At 45.3% G+C, this 23,345-nt stretch carries 24 protein-coding genes and 1 other annotated feature; of the genes, 19 read left to right on the top strand and 5 right to left on the bottom strand.

The features are described from left to right. Positions 1–15 precede the first annotated feature (15 nt). From gucD to GXP75_RS16730, 6 genes are all read left to right on the top strand, one after another. Complete coding sequence (gene gucD / locus GXP75_RS16755; protein ID WP_242557336.1) at positions 16–1,482, top strand: alpha-ketoglutaric semialdehyde dehydrogenase GucD; 1,467 nt, start codon at positions 16–18, stop codon at positions 1,480–1,482. A 93-nt stretch (positions 1,483–1,575) separates the two neighbouring features. Next, positions 1,576–2,949 (top strand): MFS transporter, encoded by a 1,374-nt coding sequence (locus tag GXP75_RS16750; RefSeq protein ID WP_242557335.1) that lies wholly within the window; start codon positions 1,576–1,578, stop codon positions 2,947–2,949. A 36-nt stretch (positions 2,950–2,985) separates the two neighbouring features. Beyond that, entirely contained in the window at positions 2,986–4,353 is a 1,368-nt protein-coding gene (gene gudD / locus GXP75_RS16745) for a glucarate dehydratase (protein WP_242557334.1), read from the top strand. 70 nt (positions 4,354–4,423) lie between these two features. After that, positions 4,424–5,125 (top strand): FadR/GntR family transcriptional regulator, encoded by a 702-nt coding sequence (locus GXP75_RS16740; RefSeq protein WP_003327965.1) that lies wholly within the window; start codon positions 4,424–4,426, stop codon positions 5,123–5,125. Between the two features lie 97 nt (positions 5,126–5,222). Then, on the top strand, positions 5,223–6,758 hold the full coding sequence (gene garD / locus GXP75_RS16735) for a galactarate dehydratase (RefSeq protein WP_242557333.1): 1,536 nt from the start codon (positions 5,223–5,225) through the stop codon (positions 6,756–6,758). Positions 6,759–7,077: 319 nt separating this feature from the next. Then, a complete protein-coding gene (locus GXP75_RS16730; RefSeq protein WP_242557332.1) occupies positions 7,078–7,995 on the top strand; it encodes a macrolide 2'-phosphotransferase in 918 nt (305 codons plus the stop codon). Between the two features lie 44 nt (positions 7,996–8,039). Here the strand turns inward: GXP75_RS16730 and GXP75_RS16725 are convergent, their stop codons facing one another. Then, positions 8,040–8,225: a hypothetical protein gene (locus GXP75_RS16725; protein ID WP_061571026.1), complete on the bottom strand. Its 186-nt coding sequence runs from the start codon at positions 8,223–8,225 to the stop codon at positions 8,040–8,042. A gap of 198 nt (positions 8,226–8,423) precedes the next feature. Further along, positions 8,424–8,674: a binding site (T-box leader), on the top strand. A 106-nt stretch (positions 8,675–8,780) separates the two neighbouring features. Between GXP75_RS16725 and GXP75_RS16720 the strand changes: the two genes are divergently transcribed. The 7 genes from GXP75_RS16720 to GXP75_RS16690 all read left to right on the top strand — a co-directional run bounded on the left by GXP75_RS16720 (position 8,781) and on the right by GXP75_RS16690 (position 13,622). Beyond that, the gene (locus GXP75_RS16720) at positions 8,781–8,942 is read left to right on the top strand and encodes a tryptophan RNA-binding attenuation protein (RefSeq protein WP_214917483.1); all 162 of its coding nucleotides are present in this window, start codon (positions 8,781–8,783) and stop codon (positions 8,940–8,942) included. Positions 8,943–9,026: 84 nt separating this feature from the next. Further along, entirely contained in the window at positions 9,027–9,317 is a 291-nt protein-coding gene (locus tag GXP75_RS16715) for a hypothetical protein (RefSeq protein WP_242557331.1), read from the top strand. Between the two features lie 252 nt (positions 9,318–9,569). Beyond that, positions 9,570–10,250 carry a response regulator transcription factor gene (locus tag GXP75_RS16710; RefSeq protein ID WP_150224502.1) on the top strand — a complete coding sequence of 227 codons (681 nt, stop codon included), beginning with the start codon at positions 9,570–9,572 and terminating at the stop codon, positions 10,248–10,250. 1 nt (position 10,251) lies between these two features. After that, complete coding sequence (locus GXP75_RS16705) at positions 10,252–11,187, top strand: HAMP domain-containing histidine kinase (RefSeq protein WP_242557330.1); 936 nt, start codon at positions 10,252–10,254, stop codon at positions 11,185–11,187. Between the two features lie 88 nt (positions 11,188–11,275). Then, positions 11,276–12,199 (top strand): ABC transporter ATP-binding protein, encoded by a 924-nt coding sequence (locus GXP75_RS16700; RefSeq protein WP_242557329.1) that lies wholly within the window; start codon positions 11,276–11,278, stop codon positions 12,197–12,199. Between the two features lie 15 nt (positions 12,200–12,214). Continuing rightward, positions 12,215–12,907 carry an ABC transporter permease gene (locus tag GXP75_RS16695; protein WP_242557328.1) on the top strand — a complete coding sequence of 231 codons (693 nt, stop codon included), beginning with the start codon at positions 12,215–12,217 and terminating at the stop codon, positions 12,905–12,907. A gap of 16 nt (positions 12,908–12,923) precedes the next feature. Then, positions 12,924–13,622 (top strand): ABC transporter permease, encoded by a 699-nt coding sequence (locus tag GXP75_RS16690; RefSeq protein WP_242557327.1) that lies wholly within the window; start codon positions 12,924–12,926, stop codon positions 13,620–13,622. A 30-nt stretch (positions 13,623–13,652) separates the two neighbouring features. Here the strand turns inward: GXP75_RS16690 and GXP75_RS16685 are convergent, their stop codons facing one another. Further along, a complete protein-coding gene (locus GXP75_RS16685; RefSeq protein WP_214917478.1) occupies positions 13,653–14,033 on the bottom strand; it encodes a DUF2512 family protein in 381 nt (126 codons plus the stop codon). Positions 14,034–14,184: 151 nt separating this feature from the next. Here GXP75_RS16685 and GXP75_RS16680 point away from each other — a divergent pair, with 151 nt between their 5' ends. The 5 genes from GXP75_RS16680 to tatC all read left to right on the top strand — a co-directional run bounded on the left by GXP75_RS16680 (position 14,185) and on the right by tatC (position 19,048). After that, positions 14,185–15,441, top strand: a complete 1,257-nt coding sequence (locus GXP75_RS16680; RefSeq protein WP_242557326.1) for a serpin family protein — start codon at positions 14,185–14,187, stop codon at positions 15,439–15,441. Between the two features lie 82 nt (positions 15,442–15,523). Further along, positions 15,524–15,952 (top strand): cell wall hydrolase, encoded by a 429-nt coding sequence (locus GXP75_RS16675; protein ID WP_061571031.1) that lies wholly within the window; start codon positions 15,524–15,526, stop codon positions 15,950–15,952. Positions 15,953–16,274: 322 nt separating this feature from the next. After that, the gene (locus GXP75_RS16670; RefSeq protein ID WP_242557325.1) at positions 16,275–18,026 is read left to right on the top strand and encodes an alkaline phosphatase D family protein; all 1,752 of its coding nucleotides are present in this window, start codon (positions 16,275–16,277) and stop codon (positions 18,024–18,026) included. A gap of 13 nt (positions 18,027–18,039) precedes the next feature. Next, complete coding sequence (locus GXP75_RS16665) at positions 18,040–18,258, top strand: twin-arginine translocase TatA/TatE family subunit (protein WP_106034321.1); 219 nt, start codon at positions 18,040–18,042, stop codon at positions 18,256–18,258. Positions 18,259–18,322: 64 nt separating this feature from the next. Continuing rightward, complete coding sequence (gene tatC / locus GXP75_RS16660) at positions 18,323–19,048, top strand: twin-arginine translocase subunit TatC (protein ID WP_242557324.1); 726 nt, start codon at positions 18,323–18,325, stop codon at positions 19,046–19,048. Positions 19,049–19,054: 6 nt separating this feature from the next. On the opposite strand, the gene pcp is transcribed toward tatC, so the two are convergent. Further along, the gene (gene pcp, locus GXP75_RS16655; RefSeq protein ID WP_242557323.1) at positions 19,055–19,702 is read right to left on the bottom strand and encodes a pyroglutamyl-peptidase I; all 648 of its coding nucleotides are present in this window, start codon (positions 19,700–19,702) and stop codon (positions 19,055–19,057) included. Positions 19,703–19,951: 249 nt separating this feature from the next. Here pcp and GXP75_RS16650 point away from each other — a divergent pair, with 249 nt between their 5' ends. Continuing rightward, a complete protein-coding gene (locus GXP75_RS16650) occupies positions 19,952–21,025 on the top strand; it encodes an aminotransferase class V-fold PLP-dependent enzyme (protein WP_242557383.1) in 1,074 nt (357 codons plus the stop codon). 48 nt (positions 21,026–21,073) lie between these two features. Here GXP75_RS16650 and lmr(B) read toward each other — a convergent pair whose 3' ends face one another. Next, positions 21,074–22,510, bottom strand: a complete 1,437-nt coding sequence (lmr(B), locus tag GXP75_RS16645; RefSeq protein ID WP_094233141.1) for a lincomycin efflux MFS transporter Lmr(B) — start codon at positions 22,508–22,510, stop codon at positions 21,074–21,076. A gap of 61 nt (positions 22,511–22,571) precedes the next feature. Further along, positions 22,572–23,138 carry a transcriptional regulator LmrA gene (gene lmrA / locus GXP75_RS16640; protein WP_061571035.1) on the bottom strand — a complete coding sequence of 189 codons (567 nt, stop codon included), beginning with the start codon at positions 23,136–23,138 and terminating at the stop codon, positions 22,572–22,574. Positions 23,139–23,345 lie beyond the last annotated feature (207 nt).

Below are 23,345 nucleotides of genomic sequence, written 5' to 3'. Positions count from 1 at the left end.
AAAGGGGCAATTGGCATGTCTGTGATGACGGAAAAAAACACATACCTCAATTATATTAATGGAGAGTGGGTCAAATCCCACTCAGGCGATATGGTAAAGATCGAGAATCCGGCTGATATCCATGATCTTGTGGGCTATGTGCAAAACTCGACGGCTGAAGATGTGGACCGGGCCGTAGCGGCTGCAAATGAAGCGAAAGCGGCATGGAGAAAGCTGTCTGGCGCTGAGCGGGGCCAATACTTGTACAAAACGGCGGATATCATGGAACAGCGTCTGGATGAAATTGCAGCCTGCGCTACACACGAGATGGGTAAAACACTGCCGGAAGCAAAAGGGGAGACCGCCAGAGGGATTGCCATTCTTCGATATTTTGCCGGAGAAGGCATGCGCAAAACAGGCGATGTCATCCCGTCTACTGACAAAGACGCCCTGATGTTTACAACCCGTGTTCCTCTCGGGGTGGTCGGCGTTATTTCTCCATGGAACTTCCCGGTCGCAATCCCGATTTGGAAAATGGCTCCGGCATTGGTGTACGGCAATACCGTTGTCATTAAACCAGCGACAGAAACAGCCATTACCTGTACGAAAATCATCACATGCTTTGAAGAAGCGGGGCTTCCGGCGGGCGTTATCAATTTGGTGACAGGCCGGGGATCAGTCGTCGGCCAAGGACTTGCCGAGCATAATGGAGTGAACGGCATCACATTCACCGGATCGAACCAGGTTGGAAAAATCATCGGGCAAGCCGCTTTAGAACGGGGAGCCAAGTACCAGCTTGAAATGGGCGGGAAAAATCCGATCATCGTAACAAATGAAGCCGATCTTGATGCCGCCGCGGAAGCCGCGATTACCGGAGCATTCCGTTCGACCGGCCAAAAGTGCACAGCCACCAGCCGTGTCATTGTACAAAGTGAGGTTTACGACAGATTCAAAGAAAAATTAATACAGCGCACTAAAGACATTACCATCGGTAACAGCTTAAAAGAAGATGTATGGATGGGACCGATCGCAAGCAAGAATCAGCTTGATCATTGCCTTTCCTATATCGAAAAAGGAATACAAGAGGGCGCTTCCCTTTTGATCGGGGGGGAAAAGCTGGAGGCTGGAGACTATCAAAATGGTTACTATGTTCAGCCCGCAATCTTTGACAACGTCACCTCTGACATGACCATTGCCCAGGAAGAGATTTTCGGACCGGTCATCGCCTTATTGAAGGTCGACACAATGGAAGAGGCTTTAGATATCGCCAATGACGTGAAGTTTGGACTAAGTGCTTCGCTTTTCACGCAAAACATCGGCCATATGCTGTCTTTTATAGATGATATTGAAGCAGGACTTGTTCGGGTCAACGCAGAAAGCGCAGGGGTTGAACTTCAGGCTCCTTTTGGCGGCCTCAAACAATCAAGCTCCCACTCCCGCGAACAGGGCGAGGCGGCTAAAGACTTTTTCACGGCGATTAAAACGGTTTTTATTAAACAGTAATGATCCCTTGCGTTGGAAAGGGGCGGTTGTCTCTTTCCAATCTCTATTACCGGCCAGCATATTTTTCTCTAAATTGATAAAGGAGAAGATGTTATGAAAAAAGACAATGCGAATTTTTCACCTGCGGGCAAAAAAACTTCTGTGCGCTGGTTCATCGTATTTATGCTGTTTGTTGTGACATCAATCAATTACGCGGACCGCGCGACGCTTTCCATTGCGGGTGATGCTGTCCAGCAAGACCTTGGATTGGATTCAGTCGCCATGGGGTATGTTTTTTCCGCTTTCGGCTGGGCATATGTCATCGCGCAGCTTCCCGGAGGCTGGCTGCTTGATCGTTTCGGTTCTAAAACCATTATCGCCTTAAGCATCTTTTTTTGGTCATTCTTTACGCTGCTGCAAGGCGCGATTGGATTTTTTTCCGCTGGGACTGCTATTATCCTGCTGTTTACACTGCGTTTTTTGGTGGGAATTTCTGAAGCGCCGTCATTTCCGGGGAACGGCAGAGTAGTAGCCTCATGGTTCCCAAGCGCTGAGCGCGGCACGGCTTCAGCCTTCTTTAATTCAGCTCAATACTTCGCTATCGTTATTTTTTCTCCTTTAATGGGCTGGCTCACCCATTCTTTCGGCTGGCATTCTGTCTTTGTTGTCATGGGTGTCGCGGGAATCCTTCTAACTTTTGTTTGGCTTAAAACGGTGTATGAACCGAAAAAGCATCCGAAGGTCAACCAAGCTGAACTCGAGTATATTGAAAAAGGCGGCGGGCTGATTTCAATGGATGACAGTCGGGAAGAAAGCAAGCAGAAAAAGGAATCCAAATGGCCGTATATCAAACAATTATTAACGAACCGTATGTTAATCGGCGTGTACATCGCGCAATATTGCATTACAACGCTCACCTATTTCTTTCTGACATGGTTTCCGGTATATCTGGTTCAAGCCCGCGGAATGTCCATCCTTGAAGCGGGATTTGTGGCTTCGATGCCGGCGCTGTGCGGATTTGCAGGCGGAGTGCTTGGCGGCATCGTATCTGACTTTTTACTGAAAAAAAGCCGTTCACTCACTTTTGCCAGAAAAGTGCCGATCATTATCGGGATGCTGCTGTCTTGCAGTATGATCATCTGCAACTATACAGAATCTGCTTGGCTTGTCGTTGTGATCATGTCACTCGCGTTTTTCGGAAAAGGCTTCGGCGCGTTGGGTTGGGCTGTTGTTTCCGATACGTCTCCGAAAGAGTGTGCGGGATTAAGCGGCAGTTTGTTTAATACATTTGGCAATATCGCTTCTATCACCACCCCGATTATTATCGGTTATATTGTAAACGCAACGGGATCATTTAATGGCGCGCTCGTCTTTGTAGGCGCTAACGCGATCGCGGCGATTCTCAGCTATTTGCTGCTTGTCGGGCCGATCAAACGGGTCGTGTTAAAGAAACAAGAGCAAAACCCCGATCAATCACTGCCTGTCTAACAATTTTGAAAGCGCTTTACATGAGGAGGATGAAAAATGAGTTCACCAATAAAGGAGCAGGTTCAAAAAGAAAATAGATCGAATGTTCCGTCAATTTCTGGAATGAAGGTTATTCCAACAGCGGGTCACGACAGCATGCTTTTGAATTTAAGCGGAGCCCACAGCCCGTTTTTCACCCGGAATATTGTTATTTTAACAGACAGCAGCGGGAATCAGGGCGTCGGTGAGGTGCCTGGCGGAGAAAAAATCCGTCGCACGCTGGAGCTGGCAAAGCCGCTTGTGATCGGAAAATCAATCGGCGCGTATCAGTTGATTTTGCAAACGGTCAGAAAGCAGTTTGCAGGCCAGGATAGCGGAGGCCGCGGTATCCAAACGTTTGATTTGCGTACAACGGTTCACGCCGTGACAGCATTGGAAGCGGCATTGTTAGATGTGCTGGGCAAATTTCTCAATGAACCGGTCGCGGCTTTGCTGGGAGGAGGCAAGCAGAGGGATAAAGTGGAGATGCTCGGCTATCTATTCTACATCGGTGACCGTAAACGGACGTCACTGCCGTATCAAAGCGATCATGAGTCAGATTGTAAGTGGTTCCGTCTTCGCCACGAGGAAGCATTGACACCTGAGGCTATTGTCTGCCTTGCGGAAGCCGCTCATGAACGCTACGGCTTTCAGGATTTCAAACTGAAAGGCGGCGTACTGCGGGGAGAGGAAGAAATGGAAGCCATCACCGCGTTATCCAAACGTTTTCCTGATGCGAGAATTACCCTAGATCCGAACGGGGCATGGTCATTAGACGAAGCGATCGAATTATGTAAAGGACAGCATGGCGTGCTTGCGTATGCCGAAGACCCATGCGGGGCAGAAAACGGTTATTCCGCTCGCGAAGTGATGGCTGAATTCCGCCGCGCGACAGGGCTGCCGACCGCAACCAATATGATTGCGACCGACTGGCGGGAAATGGGGCATGCGATTCAATTGCATGCCGTCGATATTCCGTTAGCCGATCCTCATTTCTGGACGATGCAGGGTTCTGTGCGGGTGTCGCAAATGTGCCATGATTGGGGATTGACGTGGGGCTCTCATTCTAACAATCATTTTGACATCTCACTCGCCATGTTTACCCATGTGGCAGCCGCAGCTCCGGGCCGGATTACTGCGATTGATACCCATTGGATCTGGCAGGATGGGCAGCGTTTAACGAAACAGCCATTTGAGATTGTCGATGGCTATGTGAAGGTGCCGAATAAGCCGGGGCTTGGGATTGACATTGATATGGAACAAGTGGAGAAGGCGAATGCGCTGTATCAAAAAATGAATGTAGGCGCGCGCAATGACGCGGTTCCTATGCAGTTTTTGATCAATAACTGGGAGTTTAACCACAAACGGCCTTGTCTCGTTCGGTAAGAATTGATTCTAAATATTGTAATAAGTTTTATTTTGTCTTACAATTGAACAACTGAAGGGGGAGTTGTTCGTGTATGAAGGTTTAGAAGAACTGAAAGTGGATTCAGTCAATCGTAAAACATTAGCTAAACAGGTGATTGAACGGATCGTCCACTTATTATCAAGCGGCCAATTGAAGGCAGGAGATAAATTACCGACCGAAATGGAATTGATGGACATTTTACATGTCAGCAGGCCTGTCCTTCGAGAAGCATTAAGTTCGCTTGAAACGCTTGGCGTGATTACGAGAAAAACCCGCGGCGGAACCTATTTCAACGATAAAATCGGCATGCACCCGTTTTCCGTCATGCTTGCTTTAGCACTTGATAATCTGCCGGCTATCATAGAAGCGCGGATGGCATTAGAGCTTGGATTGGTGACGATTGCCGCGGAGAAAATAAACGAAGATGAGCTCAAGCGTTTAAAGAAAACCATCGACGACATCGCCAATAGCACAGACAATAATTACGGTGAAGCGGATAAAGAATTTCACAGAATTATTGCTTTGAGCGCCAATAACCCGGTTGTCGAAGGAATGATTCAATCCTTGCTGATCACCCATGCGAAAATAGACAGTCAAATCCCGTACAGAGAAAGGGACGTTACGGTTGAATATCATAAACAAATTTATGACGCCCTTGCCAAAAGAGATCCTTATCAAGCCCATTATCACATGTATGAGCATTTGAAATTTGTGCGTGACAAGATCATAAAAGGCATGGACGGAAAATAGCCGTACACACCAGCCGCAGATTGGATTTCATCTTTGCGGCTTTTTTTATAAGGAGTGTGGAAAGCGCTTACGAATATATGGAAGGAGTGTTTTTCTAATGGTTTTGAACCTCAAACAAAATCAATCGCCGCTTTACATCAAAGTGAATGCAAATGACAACGTGGCGATTATTGTAAATGACAGAGGGCTGCCGGCAGGTACTGATTTTCCATGCGGCCTTACGCTTGAGGAGTATGTTCCGCAGGGTCATAAAGTGACTTTAACTGATTTGAAACAAGGTGCTGCTATTGTACGTTACGGAGAAGTGATTGGATATGCCGACCGGCAGATCAATCGGGGACGCTGGCTGCAAGAAACACTTGTAAGAATGCCCGCCCCTCCGGTATTAGAGGACCTGCCCATTGCAACCAGAGTGCCCAGCCCGCTGCCCTCCCTTGAAGGATATACATTTGATGGCTATCGAAACGAGGACGGGAGCGCGGGGACAAAAAACATCCTCGGAATTACCACCAGTGTTCAATGCGTCATCGGCGTCCTTGATTATGCGGTAAAACGCATCAAAGAAGACCTCCTTCCGAAATACCCTAACGTTGATGATGTCGTGCCGTTACATCATCAATATGGATGCGGTGTGGCGATCAATGCGCCGGATGCCGTAATCCCCATCCGCACGATTCAAAACTTGGCAAAGCATCCTAACTTCGGCGGGGAAGTAATGGTGGTCGGCTTAGGCTGTGAAAAACTCCTTCCCGCAAGAATTGTGCCTGACGGCGAACCTGCAAATATCATTTCATTACAAGACCAGCAAGGCTTTACGAATATGATTCAATCCATAATGGAAATGGCGGAAGAGCGGTTAATTAAACTAAACAGCAGAACCCGTGTCACCTGTCCTGTTTCTGATTTGGTGATCGGCCTGCAATGCGGCGGAAGCGATGCGTTTTCCGGCGTCACGGCCAATCCGGCGGTAGGGTATGCATCTGATTTGTTGGTTCGGGCGGGGGCGACTGTTTTATTTTCAGAAGTCACGGAAGTAAGAGATGCCATCCATTTATTAACGCCGCGGGCAATCAATGAAGAGGTCGGGCACTCACTTATTCATGAAATGAAGTGGTATGACAGCTATTTACAGCGTGGGGAAGCGGATCGAAGCGCCAATCCATCGCCGGGCAATAAAAAGGGCGGTTTATCAAATGTGGTGGAAAAATCATTGGGATCTGTGGCGAAGTCAGGCACAAGCCCTATTTCCGGCGTGCTGGGTCCCGGTGAAAAGGCGGATCAAAAAGGCTTACTGTTCGCGGCGACTCCGGCAAGTGATTTTGTCTGCGGAACACTTCAGCTTGCGGCCGGCATGAATGTGCAGGTATTTACGACAGGAAGAGGAACGCCGTACGGTCTGGCAGCAGCGCCGGTGATTAAAGTATCAACCCGGCATTCGTTATCAGAGCAATGGGGAGATTTAATAGATGTGAATGCCGGACGAATCGCAACGGGTGAGGCGAGTATAGAAGAAATCGGCTGGGAAATATTCCGGTTGATCGTGGACGTCGCCAGCGGCCGCAAACAAACGTGGGCCGACCATTGGGGGCTTCACAATGATTTGTGTCTCTTTAATCCATCGCCGGTGACTTGATTGATTTAGATTTACAGTAGTTATTAAATGGAATGTATTGTAAAATGGTCTTAACTTATAAAGAACGGAGGGGTTCTGGTATGGCATTCATAAGATTCCGTTTCACACTTTGTCACACTAATTAAATAGTGAACAAAGTCTTTGCCTGTGTGCGGGGGAATCGGGATTGGCCTGCCTATAATTAGGAGCCCTAATATTGTATGAAATAGGGGAAGGCTATGCTGCCTTCTTTTTTTGTGTCTTCAAAAATCCTTCTCCATTATCCTGAACCGCAGGCGGAGCCTTATGTGTTAGCAAATAGGGAAAAGGGGAAAAGCAGATGACAAATCAGAACGAACAACAGTCCATTGAGGAAATTGTAAGACTTGCACATAAAAATGGCCTTATGGTAAACCGTGAAAGCGCGCAAATAAATGAAACGGGTATGGATTTTCAAGTTGTATTTGCGGATGATGACACCGGTGTGCCATGGGTACTGCGAAAACCGCGCCGGCATGATGTGGTTGAAAGAGCCGCCGCAGAAGGCAATGCACTCGTCTTTGTCCGCAAACATCTATCGGCCGCCGTACCGGATTGGCGAATTCATACGCCGGAACTGATTGCTTATCCAAGGCTTGACGGAATACCCGCTGCCGGTATTGATCTAGAAGAGAAACAATATGTATGGAATATGGACCATCAGCCGCCTTCAGATGATTTTGTCCGATCGCTTGCCGGCATATTAGCTGAATTACATGGGACAGATCCAGCGGCCGCGGCTGAAGCCGGCATTGAAGTGTTAAGCCCGGACAATACCCGGCAGTCAATAGCGGAATCCATGGATAACATAAAGAGAGAGCTGGGCGTATCCGATCACCTTTGGCGAAGATGGCAAAAGTGGATGAGTGACGATTCATACTGGCCGGGGTTCTCCGCCCTTATTCACGGCGACTTGCATCCCGCGCATATGTTGATTGGGAAAAATCAGCGCGTGACAGGTCTTCTGGATTGGACGGAAGCAAAAGTCGCCGATCCGGCCAAGGATTTTGTCGCGTATCAAATGATTTTAGGCGATAAAGAAACAGCGCGCCTGCTGAGGCATTATGGTGAGGAAGGAGGAGGAATCTGGAAGGGGATGCAGGAGCATATTACAGAAATGCAGGCTGCCTATCCGATCGATATCGCAAAGTTTGCGCTGCAGACAAAACAAGATGATCATATGGAAATGGCGCGGGGGGCGCTTGGCTTGGATCAATGAAATGATCGCTCCGGCAAGCGGGCGGTCATGAGGCCGGGCGATGGTTAATCGGATTCCATTTCAGCTTCTTTTCGTTTTTCCTGAACGGTTATGAATTTATCACCAACTATGCCGGCAAACATGAAAATAAGCCAAACATAAAGATTTACAACGTGCGTACACACTAAAAACAAGACTGCCAGCGCAAGAATGACACCTTTCAGCATCGACTTTTTAGCTGTAGCGTTCATATGCTTCACCTCTTTGCAGTTGTAGTGATTTTTTTAAAATGATCACCCTATGTAATGACTGGTTTCCTTGAAACTGGTATTCTTAAACATCAAATATGCAGTCGGCCCATATTGAAAAAAACCAAAAGGATCGAAGAAATTTCGGATTGACTTCCTTTAACTCACGGAGTATTATAAATTTTACAAATAAAGAACGGATCAACAATCTGGAGGAAGAGTAAGTACGTATCAGTGTGCGGGGTCCAGAGAGTCGGTGGCTGCTGAGAACCGATCCTCCCCTGATACCGAATGGGCTTCTGAATTGCATCGCCGAAACAATAGTAGGCGCTGCCGGGATTCTCTCCCCGTTACCAAGAGAGGAGTATCGAAACTTACGTTTTCTGTACTTATGAGTGAATGGCTTTTTGAGCTGTTAATAAAGGTGGTACCGCGAAACCCTCGTCCTTTGATATGGATGGGGGTTTTTTTTGTGTTTTTAAAGGAGGTGACGGCCATGGAAGAAGGCTGGAAAAACACAGGTGCAGGAGACTTATCAATCAAAAAGGAGGAATAAGCATGGTAATCGCTTTAGATGATTTAGAATTAACTTGCCCGCATTGTAAAAGAACGGGGGAGGAAGATGGAAAGCCTTGTCCGAAATGCGACGGAAAAGGCGTCATTCTCACCGCTCAAGGAAACACCCTGCTGCATTTTATCAAAAAACATTTAAACAAATAGAGATAACGGAGGTAAGTGGGCTGAGATGAGTCAAGTTGAGGAGAGTCAGGTTCGTCAGGCTGTCATAGGAGTGGCCCTTCTGGTTTGCGGCACCGTCTGTTTCGCTTCAAAGCCAATTTTGATGAAGCGGGCGTACGCTCAGGGTGCAACGTCCGACGCGGCTTTGTTTTTCAGGCACAGCTATTCAAATCGAACCTGTTCTGTACGGCGTTGATCATCCTGTCTTCAGTGGTATATGCATGCTGCTTGGTCCTTTCCGGCCATCTAGTCCATCACATCAGAGGCATCCGTCTGAATGCTTATGGAATGTCTGCTGCTAGCATAGCGATGGGCTGTTTATTTGGGGGCGAAAACAGCGGCGGGTTATTCCGTTGATAGCGCATTTTCTCCCGGGACCGGTCATTACAATTCTGCTGGGCGCTTTGTATCTTGGCGGGCATTTCAGCCGAATTCAATGGACGGGATGTCTGGTTGTATTGATAGTGATTACCTTTATGGAATATTGGAAACGGATCAAGAAAAAACATAATATGTTATATAAAAGACGCACGTTTTTGATTACACTTAATGTAATTAAACGTGTGTTTCTTATTTTTAAAGAGGTTGGTGGAGAAAATGCAGCAGATTTTGCTTGTGGAGGATGACCGGTCAATCAGTGAAGTGGTTGATCATTATTTAACAAAGGAAGGGTTTCGCGTAGTTCATGCTTTTGACGGCGAAGAGGGCATTCAGCTGTTTCGGCAGAATGCGTTTGATTTGATCCTGTTAGATTTGATGCTGCCTAAGCTGAATGGGATGGATTTGTTGAAAATCATAAGAGAGCAAAGCAAGATTCCGGTTTTGATCATTTCCGCTAAAGACGGTGATGTGGAAAAGGCGCTGGGTCTGGGGTTCGGCGCGGATGATTATATCGCCAAGCCGTTTTCAATGATCGAACTGTCCGCAAGAGTAAAGGCCGCAATCCGAAGAGCGACACAGTATGCCGTAAATGAACCGGCAGAAACGAATATCATTCGCGTACATGAGCTGACGCTTGATATTGAAAATGTCCTTATCACAAAAAATGATGAAGTGATTCAGCTGACCTCAAAAGAATGGCAGATCATCAAGCTATTCTTTACTAATCCTAAAAAAGTATTTACGAGAGAACAGATTTATCGCTCGGTTTGGAATGAGGATTACTATGGCGACGAAAATATTATTAACGTCCATATGCGGCGTCTGAGAGAGAAAATTGAAGACGATCCGTCATCGCCTCAATATATCAAAACACTTTGGGGAATCGGCTATAAATTGGGAGAGTTTTAGCATGACAGCTTTATTGATTGGCGCTGTGATTATATTGGCGGTTGTCAATATGGCGCAATACCAAATGAAGAGAAGCCGCGACAGGAGCCTCGAGTATATAACAAAAAAACTAAACAGCCTGACCGAACAGCATTCCGCCGGGCAGATTTTGCTTGTGACTGACGATCGGAAGCTCCAGGCGCTTTTGGTGCAAATCAATCAGCTGTTGGATGATAATCAAAAAATCACAGCCCGATTTACAAGAACCGAACACTCTATGAAACGGATGCTGACCAATATGTCACATGATCTAAAAACGCCTCTGACAGTCGTTCTGGGCTATATCGAAGCGATTCAAAATGATTCGGATCTGGCAGATGCAGAGAGAAAGGCATTATTAGAAAAGCTTCACCAAAAGACATATGAAATTATCAGGCTGATGAATTCATTTTTCGACTTAGCCAAACTGGAATCAGGAGATAAAGAGATTCGGATTACAAAAATACATATGAATGAACTATGTAAAAAGAATATCCTTTCTTTCTATGACGTGGTTCAGGCGAAAGGCTATGAGGCTGCAATCGACATCCCTGACATTCCGGTGTATGCGCAGGGGAATGAAGAAGCGCTTGATCGGATTTTTCAAAATCTGTTATCAAACGCGATTCAATACGGAGGCGGCGGAAAGGTTATCGGTTTGTCGTTATCAAGCGATGAGCAGCATGTCTATATCAGCGTGTGGGACCGGGGGAAAGGGATTGGCGAACGGGAACAAGAGCGGGTATTCGAAAGGCTGTACACGCTTGAAGAATCAAGAAATAAATCATTTCAGGGGAGCGGGCTTGGCTTGACGATTACAAAAAGGCTTGTTGAACAAATGGGCGGTGCTATTTCCCTTCAAAGCAAACCATACGAACGGACAGTGTTTACCATCACATTAAAAAGAATGACGTATTAAACGTAAGATTTTCTTAAGAAACAGGAAATAAAAATGACACCGCTCACGGCTACAATAGAAAACAGGTTCAGACGGAAGGAGAAAGATAATGACCTATATTGTGAATATCAACGGCCTCACCAAAACCTTTCAAGGCAAAGAAGTCGTATCAAATGTAAATATGCATATACGAAAAGGAGAAATATACGGATTTCTAGGACCGAACGGCGCGGGTAAAACAACCGTCATGAAAATGCTTACGAGCCTTGTAAAACCGACCGGCGGAGAGATTGAAATCCTAGGACATAAATTGACAAATACGTCATACAAAGTACTGGGCAGAATAGGCAGTATGATTGAATATCCTATTTTTTATGAAAAACTGACAGCACAAGAGAATTTAGAACTGCATTGTGAGTACATGGGTTATCACAATAAAAATTCAATTCAAGAAGTGCTCGGCATGGTGAATTTGAAAAATATTGAGGAAAAGGCGGTAAAAACCTTCTCCCTTGGTATGAAGCAGCGGCTCGGCATAGCGCGGGCAATTATCACCAAGCCTGAATTGCTGATTTTAGATGAACCGATTAACGGACTTGATCCCGTCGGAATTAAGGAAATCCGACATTTGTTCCAAGTGCTGAGTAAAGAGTATGGCATGACACTGCTGATTTCCAGCCATATGCTCAGTGAAATAGAGCAAATCGCCGATACAATCGGAGTGATTCGGGACGGAAGGCTGCTTGAAGAGGTTTCCATGGACAATATCAGAGGGCAAAATACGGAATACATTGAGCTGGTGACGACAAATCGGACGAAGGCGTGTTTTGTGCTTGAGAATGAACTGGGCATCGCCAATTTCAAAATATTGAATGATAAAACCGTACGGATCTATGATTCTGAGGCATCACAGGCAGCCATCTCAAAAGCACTGATTCTAAATGATATAGACATCGAGTCAATCAACAAAAAATATACCTCGCTGGAGGACTATTTCCTAAGCCTGATCAACGGTGACAGCATCAGTGCGTAAAAAGGGGCGGAGCTAATGTGGAATTTAATGAGAATCGAATTAAAGAAAATGAAGCTGGGCTGGTATGCGCGTGGAGCAATCATCGCAAATCTTATCCTTCTGGGATTTTTATGGATGGTCTGCTATGTAGAAAAAATGGAAGGCGAGGAGACCATGCAAACCATTGATGAATCGTTCCTCATCATCGGGACATTTGTCAGAGGGGTTTTCATCATCTTCGGGGCGGTATTGATTGCAAGATTAGTGATTTCGGAATTTAAAAACAAAACAATTCTTGTGCTGTTCACTTATCCGGTTAACCGAAAAAAACTGCTGGCAGCCAAGCTGATGATTGCGTTCGGACTGACCTTTATCACGATTTTAATATCAAATGCATTTGTCGCTTTTGCTTTCTTTTTTTTGAACTCAATCTATCATGTGATTCCCGGGGAAGTGACATCGGATATGGTCTCTCAGCAAGCTGTGAAAATGGCGGTTTTCGCCTTTGGCGCCGCTGGAACAAGCTTAGTGCCCATCTTTTTTGGGATGCGTAAATACTCTGTTCCGGCAACCATTATTTCGTCTGTTATTATTGTCATGGCCATGAGTTCAACAACCTCGGAATTTTCACTGTCCTCAATTGTGTATATTCCTTTATCCCTGGCTGCCGCGGGCTTCGTTTTTGCTTACTTGGCTGTCAGAAAAGTAGATAAAACGGATGTGCTATAGGGGGGTTGATAACAAAATGTTAAAATTGGTGAAATTAGAATTGAAAAAGACAAAATTAGGATGGTATTTCAAGGGCGCCGTCATTGCAAATCTATGTATTTTCTGTTTTATGTGTCTGATAGGTTCAGAGGAAAAAACACTTTCTACCGCCAAAATGGCGTTTGCTGATGCGGCCTCAACAGTATCCATACTGGGGCTCTTTGTCAGATCAGTTTATATCGTCTTTGCGGCAGTGCTCATTGCCAAACTGGTCATCGGCGAGTATAGAAATAAGACGATCACGGTTATGTTCACCTATCCCATCAGCCGAAAAAAGCTGATGACTGCCAAGCTATTGATCATTTCCGGGCTGACCTTTGTCACTATTATTGTGTCCGAACTGGTGCTTTCGGCCATCATTTTTAAGGTAAATGATTATTTTCATTTCAGTTCAGGTAAGCTGGCGTTCCATGCTTTGGGCGGGGAGATTGGCGCTATGCTGGTATATGCGGCTGCAGCTGCGGGATTATGCCTTGTTCCCTTATACTTTGGAATGCGAAAACACTCTGTTTCTGCAACCATTGTCTCGTCAGTTATCTTGATGATATTGATCAGTCAAAATAGCTCACAATTATCGTTAGCTAACATTATTTATATTCCTTTAGCCCTTGCTGCTGTCGGTATCATTATCGCTTACCGGACGATCCGAAAGACAGATCAGGAAGATGTAATGTAAAAAAGGCCGTATAAAACCGGCCTTTCAGCGTTACTCTGTTTTCTCAATGAAGCGTGGTTTGCCCAGCTCTTTACTCATCATATAGAAATGGAAGAAGTATTCCCCGATTGCCATGACAATGGCCGCAAAGAGGGCAGCCAGCGCCAGCATTCCCGGAGATAACCCCATAGAGAGCGGCATTCCCATCAGCCAGACAACGAGGAAGGCTAAGCCAAAATCAGCCACAGTCGCTATCATATTGTTCCATTTAGGCAATACATAAAGATCCCCGAGTAAATAAGAAATAACCCCTAAGACGATCGTCATCAGCAGTGTATCGCCAAAAGTGAAATTAAAGCCAAGGCCAAGAATCAAATACAAAACAATAATTGTCATAATTCCTTTGATAGCAAGTGCTTTCACGTGAACCATGTTAAACTCCTCCTCCAATCTTATATTTTGTTATGTGTATGTTTCCTCAATTCAACAAAATTAAACCTTATATTGCTTTTCGCATTGAAATATTTCCCATTCGGTGTTAGTGTCTTTGGTGATAAAATTCGCTTTGAAGAGGGTGATTGCAATGAAGTGCAGACAAAAAAACGGATGGATGATGTTCCTCTTATTGTTGTTTGCACTGGCTGGGTGCGGACAACCATCTGCTGAACACCCGGTCTCTCAAACGCCTTCATCTAAGACGTCTCCATCTGCACGGTCGGCGGACGGAATACATAAAGAGTTTATAGAAGCTGAGAGGCTTTTTGGAATTTCAGTATTTCATCACCTGATTGAACAGCAGGGCACAGAGAAAAATGTGTTTATATCGCCATACAGCATTCAGCAGGCACTTGTCATGGCGGCAAATGGAGCCGATGGAGAGACAAAAGAAGAAATGAAGAACACCTTGCTTCTATCTGAATTGAAAGACAGTGAAATCAATGAAGCAGCGAACACCCTCATGAACTCCTTCCGTACCCTTTCTGATGGTGAATTGCTTGCGGCCCATTCTGTTTGGACAGGACTTGACATCAATCCGCAATTTAAACAAACGATTGAACAACATTTTGACGGGAAAGCATGTAAGCTGGGACCACATCCTGAAAAAGCAAAGAAGAAGATCAATGAATGGGCCGCGAAAAAAACAAAAGGCCATATAGAAGATATTGCTGACAATCTGTCCCCGAACACAATCGCTGTTTTACTTAGTACAATCTACTTTCAAGGAGACTGGGCACAACCGTTTGATAAGGCAATGACCTATGTTGAACCATTTTATTTACAGAACGGAACGGAAAAGAAGCATCCGATGATGAAGCAGACGGCTCTCCTCCCATACCAAGAGAACGAGCTGTTTCAAGCTGTAAAGCTTTCTTATAAGAATAAGGACTTGTCTTTTGCTGTATTTTTGCCGAAGAAAGATAAGAACCTTTCATCACTCACTGCTGCATTGACGCATGAGAATATGGAAAAATGGGAGAACCGCTGGGAAGAAAAAATGGTGAAGCTGAGTCTTCCGCGTTTTTCCTTTGAAGAAAAATACAATCTGCGAGGTATACTGGCTCAGTTGGGAATGAAAACAGCATTTGGCAAAGCTGATTTTTCAAAACTATTTCAAGACAAAAGCACGGATGCAAAAATCGATGATGTCAATCACCATACGTTTATCAAAACGGACGAAACAGGAACAGAAGCAGCGGCGGCAACGTCTGTTGAGATCATTGAATCCGCCTCTGAGCCTGAATTGTCGCTGTCGGTGAACCACCCTTTTTTATTCGTAATAGCGGATGAAAAGACGAAAAGCATTTTATTTTTGGGGACTGTGGCAGAGCCTGCTGAGTAAAATAAAAAGTTTCTGCTGTTCACCCGTCATCTCCTTGACTGTCCAGCAATATGATGAAAGGAGGATACAGGGAGGTGACACGATGGCAGTCGTGAAAGCGTCAAGTGCGGATATCGATCTGATGGCAAGACTGCTCAGAGCGGAGGCCGAAGGTGAAGGACAGCAGGGAATGCTGCTTGTCGGAAATGTAGGGGTCAATCGGTTAAGAGCCAATTGCTCTGATTTTAAAGGACTGCGCACGATTCGGCAAATGATCTATCAGCCGCACGCATTTGAGGCGGTGACACATGGATACTTCTATCAAAGGCCCAGAGAAAGTGAAAGAAGGCTGGCGCGGCGCACCATTAATGGAGAACGATTCTGGCCTGCCAAATTCAGCTTATGGTATTTTAAGCCGGGCGGGAATTGCCCTGCACAATGGTATAACCAGCCGTTGGTAGCCAGATTCAAGTCCCATTGTTTTTACCAGCCGACAGGGGAAACGTGCGAGAATGTCTATAATACATTTTAGTTCAGAAACACCGTCCGAATCACCGGGCGGTGTTTTACTTAATGGTATCGGAAACACTGAGTGGTTCATGTTTAACCGCTCCAGTGTTTTTTTATTCTTTAAGAATGTGTGAAGAAAAATAGGAAAAAAGAGCAGTTGATTAAAAGGGAATTTTACTGAAAACACGATTTTTTTCCGTGAATCGACACATTTCGATCAATGGCCTGTGAAGGTTTTCCTATTTGTCATATTAAGGGCAAACAATACGTTTATATTTCTTCACATTCATTTAACAAAGGTTTCCTATAATGAAGGCGATCAATGAGAAGAGAGGGGATCTTAAATGACACATGACAGCCGTTTAGATGAGTGGGTGAAGAAGTTAAAGGAAGAAAGCTTTGAAAACAATATGTTTGACCGCCGCCGTTTTATTCAAGGGGCGGGTAAAATCGCGGGTCTTTCTCTAGGTTTAACCATTGCTCAATCGGTCGGCGCATTTGAAGTGAATGCCGCGCCTAAGTTCTCCAGTTATCCGTTTACACTCGGTGTCGCTTCGGGAGACCCGATGTCTGATAGTGTCATTTTATGGACCCGTCTTGCGCCCGATCCGCTGAATGGCGGAGGAATGCCCAAACAGGCTGTTCCTGTGAAATGGGAGCTGGCGAAGGATGAGCATTTCCGCCGCATCGTAAAGCGCGGAACGGAGATGGCCAAGCCGAGCCTTGCGCACTCGGTACACGTTGAAGCTGACGGGCTTCAGCCGAATCAAGTGTACTATTACCGTTTCAAAAGCGGCCACGAGTTAAGCCCTGTCGGAAAAACAAAAACCCTGCCTGCCGCGGGAGCAAATGTTTCGAAAATGACTTTTGCTTTTGCCTCCTGTCAACAATATGAGCATGGCTATTATACGGCGTATAAACATATGGCCAAGGAAAAACTCGATTTGGTGTTCCATCTCGGCGATTATATTTATGAATATGGCCCGAATGAGTACGTATCAAAAACAGGAAATGTACGCACGCACAGCAGTGCAGAAATCATTACACTTCAAGATTACCGAAATCGCCATGCCCAATATCGTTCCGATGCGAATCTGAAATCGGCGCACGCGGCGTTTCCATGGGTTGTGACCTGGGATGATCATGAAGTGGAAAACAACTACGCCAATAAGATACCGGAAAAAGGGCAGTCTGTTGAAGCATTTGTCTTGCGCCGTGCCGCGGCTTATCAAGCGTATTACGAGCATATGCCGCTTCGCAGATCCTCTTTGCCAAACGGTCCGGACATGAAGCTTTTCCGCCATTTCTCTTATGGAAACTTGGCATCGTTCAATGTGCTCGATACACGGCAATACCGAGACGATCAAGCGAATGGCGACGGGAATAAGCCGCCTTCAGATGAATCGCTTAATCCAAACCGCACATTGCTGGGGAAAGAACAGGAAGATTGGCTGTTCAATAACTTGGGAAGCTCAACCGCTCATTGGAATGTGCTGGCTCAGCAGATTTTCTTCGCCCAATGGAATTTCGGGACAAGCGCAAGTCCGATCTACAGTATGGATTCTTGGGATGGCTACCCGGCACAGCGCGAACGGATCGTCAATTTTATTAAAAGCAAAAATCTAAATAATATGGTCGTTTTGACGGGAGATGTCCACGCGAGCTGGGCGTCGAATCTTCATACCGATTTTAATAAAACCAATTCGTCTATTTTCGGAGCCGAATTTGTCGGAACGTCTATTACATCCGGCGGGAACGGAGCAGATAAGAGAGCGGATACAGATCAAATCTTAAAACAAAATCCTCACATTAAATTTTTCAACGACTATCGGGGCTATGTCCGCTGCACAGTGACCCCTGAACAATGGAGAGCGGATTATCGGGTAGTACCGTTTGTAACTGAACCTGGAGCATCCCTATCGACAAGAGCATCATTTGTGTATCAAAAGGATCAAACCGGATTAAGAAAAGTATCGGCAGCGGCTGTTCCGGGAGGCTTGAAGCAGTCTAATGAGGTAGAAGAAGACCGCTTCTTTGCCCATAATAAAGCCCACGAAAAACAAGTGATAAAGAAAAGAGCCAAAATAACAAAATAAGGAGCTGAATGTCATGTTTTCAAACATCGGGATACCCGGTTTAATCTTAATTTTTGTGATTGCTTTGATTATCTTTGGACCTTCAAAGCTTCCGGAGATCGGCCGGGCGGCAGGACGGACCCTCCTTGAATTCAAAAGCGCGACAAAATCTCTTGTGTCCGGTGAAGACAAAGAAGAGGAAAAACCATCAGCTGACTTAACGGCTGTCAAAAAGGACAAACCAGCGGGCTGAATGCTGATGAGGCAGATCAATCAGTATCTGCCTCTTTACTGATTTGATAAGGAGGGCTTCCGGCATGGATAAAAAAGAAACGCATTTGATCGGACATTTGGAAGAGCTGCGAAAAAGAATCATTCTGACGTTAGCTGCATTTGTCGTGTTTTTGATTGCCGCTTTTTTATTTGTACAGGATATTTATGACTGGCTAAGCAGAGATTTGGATGGAAAACTGGCTGTTCTGGGGCCGAGTGAAATTCTATGGGTGTACATGATGATCGCCGGAGTATGCGCCATTGCCGCTTCCATTCCTGTAGCGGCATTCCAGGCGTGGCGGTTTGTAGCCCCGGCGCTGACCGAAACAGAACGCAAGGTGACTCTTTTGTATATTCCGGGATTATTTGCGTTATTTCTGACAGGCATTTCGTTTGGATACTTTGTGCTGTATCCGATTGTGCTTGGCTTTTTGATGAAGCTGTCGTCAGGGCATTTTGAAACAATGTTCACCGCCGATAACTATTTTCGATTTATGGTGAATTTGAGCCTGCCGTTTGGTTTTTTATTTGAGATGCCTCTGGTCGTCATGTTTTTAACCCGCCTTGGCATTCTAAACCCTCTGCGGCTGGCGAAGGCTAGAAAACTTTCTTATTTTCTCCTGATTGTGGTGTCGATTCTGATTACGCCCCCGGATTTTGTTTCTGATTTTTTGGTCATGGTTCCGCTTCTCGTCCTGTTTGAAGTAAGTGTGGCCCTGTCCGCGTTTGTCTATAAAAAGAAACTGGCCAGTGAACCATTGATGACATGACGGAATTTAATGGAGTGAACCGCCGGAAGAGCGGATGTCTGTATCGTACTTTGCGGCAGTAACAGCGGCGATCCTTAGTGCCTTGACGATCATTTCGAGGCTGAGGCTCGGCGCTTGTTTATTTATGGTTTGTTCCGGGATGTACGGGATATGGATGAAGCCGCCCTTTATTTTTGGGGAATTCTTGTTGATCTCATCCATCAGCCCATAGAATAGGTGGTTGCATACAAATGTCCCGGCAGTATGGGAAATGGCCGCAGGAATGCCGTTTTCCTTCATGTGCTCAACCATTCGTTTGATCGGCAGCCCCGTCCAGTAAGCCGCGGGACCATTTTCGGAGATGGGTTCATCAATCGGCTGATTCCCTTCGTTATCAGGAATTCGTGCGTCATCAAGGTTAATCGCCACACGTTCCGGCGTGATTTGCATTCTGCCGCCTGCTTGTCCCACACAAATGACGATGTCCGGCTGATGTTTATGAATGACCTGCCCCAGGATTTTAAGTGACTTTTTAAATACGGTAGGCACCTGTTCCGACACGATTACAGCATGATCGGCATCCTCGCCGTTCAGCTGTTTGACAGCTTCCCACGCCGGATTTACTGTTTCACCTCCAAAAGGATCAAAGCCTGTGAACAACACTTTTGGTTTCATACTAATTCCCCCTTTTCATCTATTTTATTGTAAATCTCTGCTTTTTAGAAATCATCTCTGAATCTATTCGAAAATACAGAAACCGTTTTCTCATTTATCAATTATTAACAGAATCAAGCGTTAACTTTTCTTTTTTTATCGTTTGAATATTTTTGAAATGTGGCGGACAATGAGTAAAAGGAGTGGATCATATTGAAGGATCTTTTTCAGCAATATCGGTCACTTTTTCCGGTGCTGCATACGCATACTATGCTTGCGAGCTGCTCTCAAAGCGCATTGGCACTGCCGGTTTCAAGAGCTATAAAAGAGTACCATGACAGCTTACTGCAAACGGGAGCCAACTGGAATGAAGCGATTAAAAAAACAGAAAGCGCCAGAAATGAATTTGCTGTTCTGATTGGCGCGGAGCCTGAGGAGATTGCGGTTTTGCCTTCAGTTTCCGATGCAATTGTTGCGGTCGCATCTGCTTTGCAAGATTGCAAAAAAAAGAAAGTGGTTTATACAGAAATAGATTTTCCCGCAGCAGCTCACATTTGGAAAGCGCAAAGAGACTATGATTTACAAGTTATTCCTTCTTCAGATGGAATGGTGCCGATTGAGAGTTATGAAGCATGTATCAGTGAAGAGACCCTGCTGACTTGTGTGCCTCACGTCAACTACTATAATGGCTTTCTTCAAGATATCAAACAAATCGCAGCCATTGCGCGGGAAAAAGGTTCGTTGTTATTTGTAGACGCCTATCAATCCGCCGGACACGTCCCGATAGATGTAAAGGAAAGCGGGATTGATATGCTGGCTGCAGGTTCACGAAAATATATGCTCGGAATTCCGGGAACCGCTTTTCTTTATGTGAGAAAAGAGCTGGCGGAACGGCTGCGGCCGAAAGCTTCAGGCTGGTTTGGCCAGCAAAGCGCGGCGGCTTTTGACTTAAACCGTTTTTCATATGCAAGCGGAGCTAAACGTTTTGAAACAGGAACGCCGTCCTTTATCAGTTTGTATGCCGCACATGAAGGTTTGTCGCTGCTTAATGAGATAGGAGTTTCGCGTATACATGTTTATATAAAAGAGCTGAGTGCATATGCTTTTCAATACGCAAGTGAAAGAGGGCTGCGGGTGATGGGGCCGGCATCTAGCGACCAGCGGCCGGGGATGATTTCCATTTATGATGAGCGGGCATCGGAGACAGCGGAACGATTGAAAAAACAAAAGATTGTTTGTGCACCGCGGAATAATGTCATCCGGCTGGCTCCTCATTTTTATAATACAAAGGATGAATTGGAGTATGTGATTGATGAGCTGGTAAATATATTTGCCTGCCGATGATGCACATATCAATAAAAAAAGCAGACCCTAAAAGAGTCTGCCTTCTTATTATTGGTCTACTTTCACACGTTTAATGAAGAAAGCACAGACCAGACCGAGGAGGGCCACAATCATTGCAAAGATAAATGCATGCTGCACGCCTGCGGTCAGAGCTTTTGGAATGAGGGACGGATCAGCCGGGTTCTTCACGCCGCTCATATAATCTTGCTGTCCAGCGGCCATAATGCTGACCGCCACCGCAGTACCGATCGCGCCTGCCATTTGCTGAAGTGTATTCATAATGGCTGTGCCGTCTGGATAAAACTTCGGCGGAAGCTGGTTTAGTCCATTTGTTTGCGCCGGCATCATGATCATAGAGATACCGATCATCAAACATGTATGAAGCACGATAATAACTGCCGCCGTTGACGCTGTGGTGACATTTGAGAAAAACCAGAGAACGGCTGTAACAATGACAAAACCGGGAATGACAAGCCATTTTGGTCCGTATTTATCAAACAGGCGTCCTGTAACCGGCGACATAAAACCATTTAGAATTCCGCCGGGAAGCATCACAAGTCCTGCTGTAAATGCCGTTAAGGCCATGCCGCCTTGTAAGAACATCGGCAGCAGAAGCATGGAAGATAGAATAACCATCATACAGATGAAAACCATAAGCACGCCAAGGACAAACATCGGATAGCGGAAAGCACGAAGATTCATCATTGGCTGTTTCATCGTAAGCTGGCGGATTGAAAACAAAATAAGGGCGATTACGCCGACAGCGAGTGAGCTGATAACAATAGGACTTGACCATCCGCCAGACCCTTCACCTGCATTACTAAAGCCAAACACAACGCCTCCGAACCCAATCGTCGACAGAATAATAGAAAGGACATCAATTTTTGGTTTTGTAATTTCGGACACATTTTGCATGTAAGCTATTCCGAAAATAAGAGCTAACACAAGGAAAGGAAGAGAAATCCAAAAGATCCAATGCCAGTTAAGGTGCTCTAAAACCAAACCGGAAAACGTCGGTCCTATGGCCGGCGCAAACATAATGACAAGCCCGATGGTTCCCATGGCAGCTCCGCGTTTATGCGGCGGGAATATGACCAAAATGGTATTAAACATCAACGGTAACAGCAATCCTGTTCCGAGGGCCTGCACAATTCTTGCAATTAATAAAAATGAAAAGCTTGGTGATATCGCAGCGATCAGTGTCCCCAAAATTGAAAAGGCGAGCGATACGATAAAAAGCTGTCTGGTTGTAAACCATTGAAGGAGAAGTCCTGATACCGGAACAAGAATTCCGAGGACAAGCAAATATCCGGTCGTTAACCATTGTACGGTTGACGCCGTAATGTTCAGCTCCTTCATGAGATCGGTTAAGGCGATATTTAATGCTGTTTCACTGAACATGCCGATAAAACCGGCGAGCAGTAATGAAATCATAATAGGCATGACTTTATATTGTTTAGAAGGTGCAGCTGTTTCCAAAACGATTCTCCTCTCTATAACCGGCAATAGACCAGTCTGTATGAAATGTAGTTAAGATGTCTCTATTTTAAGTTTTCAGCAGCTTTGGAATAAGGTTGGCGATATGCAGAAGCGGTTTGCTGTCTTTCCTCGTTATAGAAAGAATAATGCCGCCTTCAATCATTGAATTAATGACGGTGCTTATTTCCTTCGCTTTATTCTCGCAGAAACCCGATTGCTGTAATTTCTCCGCAAATGCGTTTTCCCATGTTTCATAGGCTTGATCACACGCATGACGTAAAAATTCACTTTTTAATGAAGTTTCCGCCGCAAGTAAACCAACGGGCAATCCTTCAATATTTTCCGGACATGTGAACTGACAGGACAGTTCCTTCAGAAATGATTGAATGCCTTCCGCAGGATCTGAACATTTTTCAAGGCTTTCGGTTATTTTTAAACGGACATATTCATTCATTTGATTCACAGCTTCGATCGCCAGCTGTTCTTTACCCTCGGGAAAGTGATAATAAAGAGATCCTTTAGGCGCGCCGCTTTCTTTAATTATTTGATTTAGTCCCGTTCCGTAATATCCCTGCAGCTGAAAAAGACGAGTCGCAGCTGAAAGTATTTTTTCACGAGAATCTCCATGACTCATATAATTCCCACCTTAAAAATGCAATAGCTAAAATATAGTGACTGGTCTATTATCTTTGTCAGGTGAATGAATGTCAAGAAAGACTTAATAAAAAAACCCGCAGGATAACCTCCTATTAAACCGGACATACCTTAATGTGTATGATTATTAAAAGTTGAGCAAATTAAGCATGCCTCATATTTCTAAATATTGTATGATGGTCCATTT

The sequence above is a fragment of the Bacillus sp. HU-1818 genome, assembly GCF_022695965.1.
In the GTDB taxonomy this organism is placed as follows: Bacteria; Bacillota; Bacilli; order Bacillales; family Bacillaceae; genus Bacillus; species Bacillus atrophaeus.
The sequence above is the reverse complement of the archived record's forward strand: the minus strand, read 5'-3'. Positions and strand labels throughout refer to the sequence as shown.

What these genes read in the sequence shown, in the direction of transcription:
- gucD (WP_242557336.1), top strand. Translation starts at nt 16, where the DNA reads ATGTCTGTGATGACGGAAAAAAACACATACCTCAATTATATTAATGGA.
- GXP75_RS16750 (WP_242557335.1), top strand. Translation starts at nt 1,576, where the DNA reads ATGAAAAAAGACAATGCGAATTTTTCACCTGCGGGCAAAAAAACTTCT.
- gudD (WP_242557334.1), top strand. Translation starts at nt 2,986, where the DNA reads ATGAGTTCACCAATAAAGGAGCAGGTTCAAAAAGAAAATAGATCGAAT.
- garD (WP_242557333.1), top strand. Translation starts at nt 5,223, where the DNA reads ATGGTTTTGAACCTCAAACAAAATCAATCGCCGCTTTACATCAAAGTG.
- GXP75_RS16730 (WP_242557332.1), top strand. Translation starts at nt 7,078, where the DNA reads ATGACAAATCAGAACGAACAACAGTCCATTGAGGAAATTGTAAGACTT.
- GXP75_RS16725 (WP_061571026.1), bottom strand. Translation starts at nt 8,225, where the DNA reads ATGAACGCTACAGCTAAAAAGTCGATGCTGAAAGGTGTCATTCTTGCG.
- GXP75_RS16720 (WP_214917483.1), top strand. Translation starts at nt 8,781, where the DNA reads ATGGTAATCGCTTTAGATGATTTAGAATTAACTTGCCCGCATTGTAAA.
- GXP75_RS16705 (WP_242557330.1), top strand. Translation starts at nt 10,252, where the DNA reads ATGACAGCTTTATTGATTGGCGCTGTGATTATATTGGCGGTTGTCAAT.
- GXP75_RS16700 (WP_242557329.1), top strand. Translation starts at nt 11,276, where the DNA reads ATGACCTATATTGTGAATATCAACGGCCTCACCAAAACCTTTCAAGGC.
- GXP75_RS16695 (WP_242557328.1), top strand. Translation starts at nt 12,215, where the DNA reads ATGTGGAATTTAATGAGAATCGAATTAAAGAAAATGAAGCTGGGCTGG.
- GXP75_RS16690 (WP_242557327.1), top strand. Translation starts at nt 12,924, where the DNA reads ATGTTAAAATTGGTGAAATTAGAATTGAAAAAGACAAAATTAGGATGG.
- GXP75_RS16685 (WP_214917478.1), bottom strand. Translation starts at nt 14,033, where the DNA reads ATGGTTCACGTGAAAGCACTTGCTATCAAAGGAATTATGACAATTATT.
- GXP75_RS16680 (WP_242557326.1), top strand. Translation starts at nt 14,185, where the DNA reads ATGAAGTGCAGACAAAAAAACGGATGGATGATGTTCCTCTTATTGTTG.
- GXP75_RS16675 (WP_061571031.1), top strand. Translation starts at nt 15,524, where the DNA reads ATGGCAGTCGTGAAAGCGTCAAGTGCGGATATCGATCTGATGGCAAGA.
- GXP75_RS16670 (WP_242557325.1), top strand. Translation starts at nt 16,275, where the DNA reads ATGACACATGACAGCCGTTTAGATGAGTGGGTGAAGAAGTTAAAGGAA.
- GXP75_RS16665 (WP_106034321.1), top strand. Translation starts at nt 18,040, where the DNA reads ATGTTTTCAAACATCGGGATACCCGGTTTAATCTTAATTTTTGTGATT.
- tatC (WP_242557324.1), top strand. Translation starts at nt 18,323, where the DNA reads ATGGATAAAAAAGAAACGCATTTGATCGGACATTTGGAAGAGCTGCGA.
- pcp (WP_242557323.1), bottom strand. Translation starts at nt 19,702, where the DNA reads ATGAAACCAAAAGTGTTGTTCACAGGCTTTGATCCTTTTGGAGGTGAA.
- GXP75_RS16650 (WP_242557383.1), top strand. Translation starts at nt 19,952, where the DNA reads ATGCTTGCGAGCTGCTCTCAAAGCGCATTGGCACTGCCGGTTTCAAGA.
- lmrA (WP_061571035.1), bottom strand. Translation starts at nt 23,138, where the DNA reads ATGAGTCATGGAGATTCTCGTGAAAAAATACTTTCAGCTGCGACTCGT.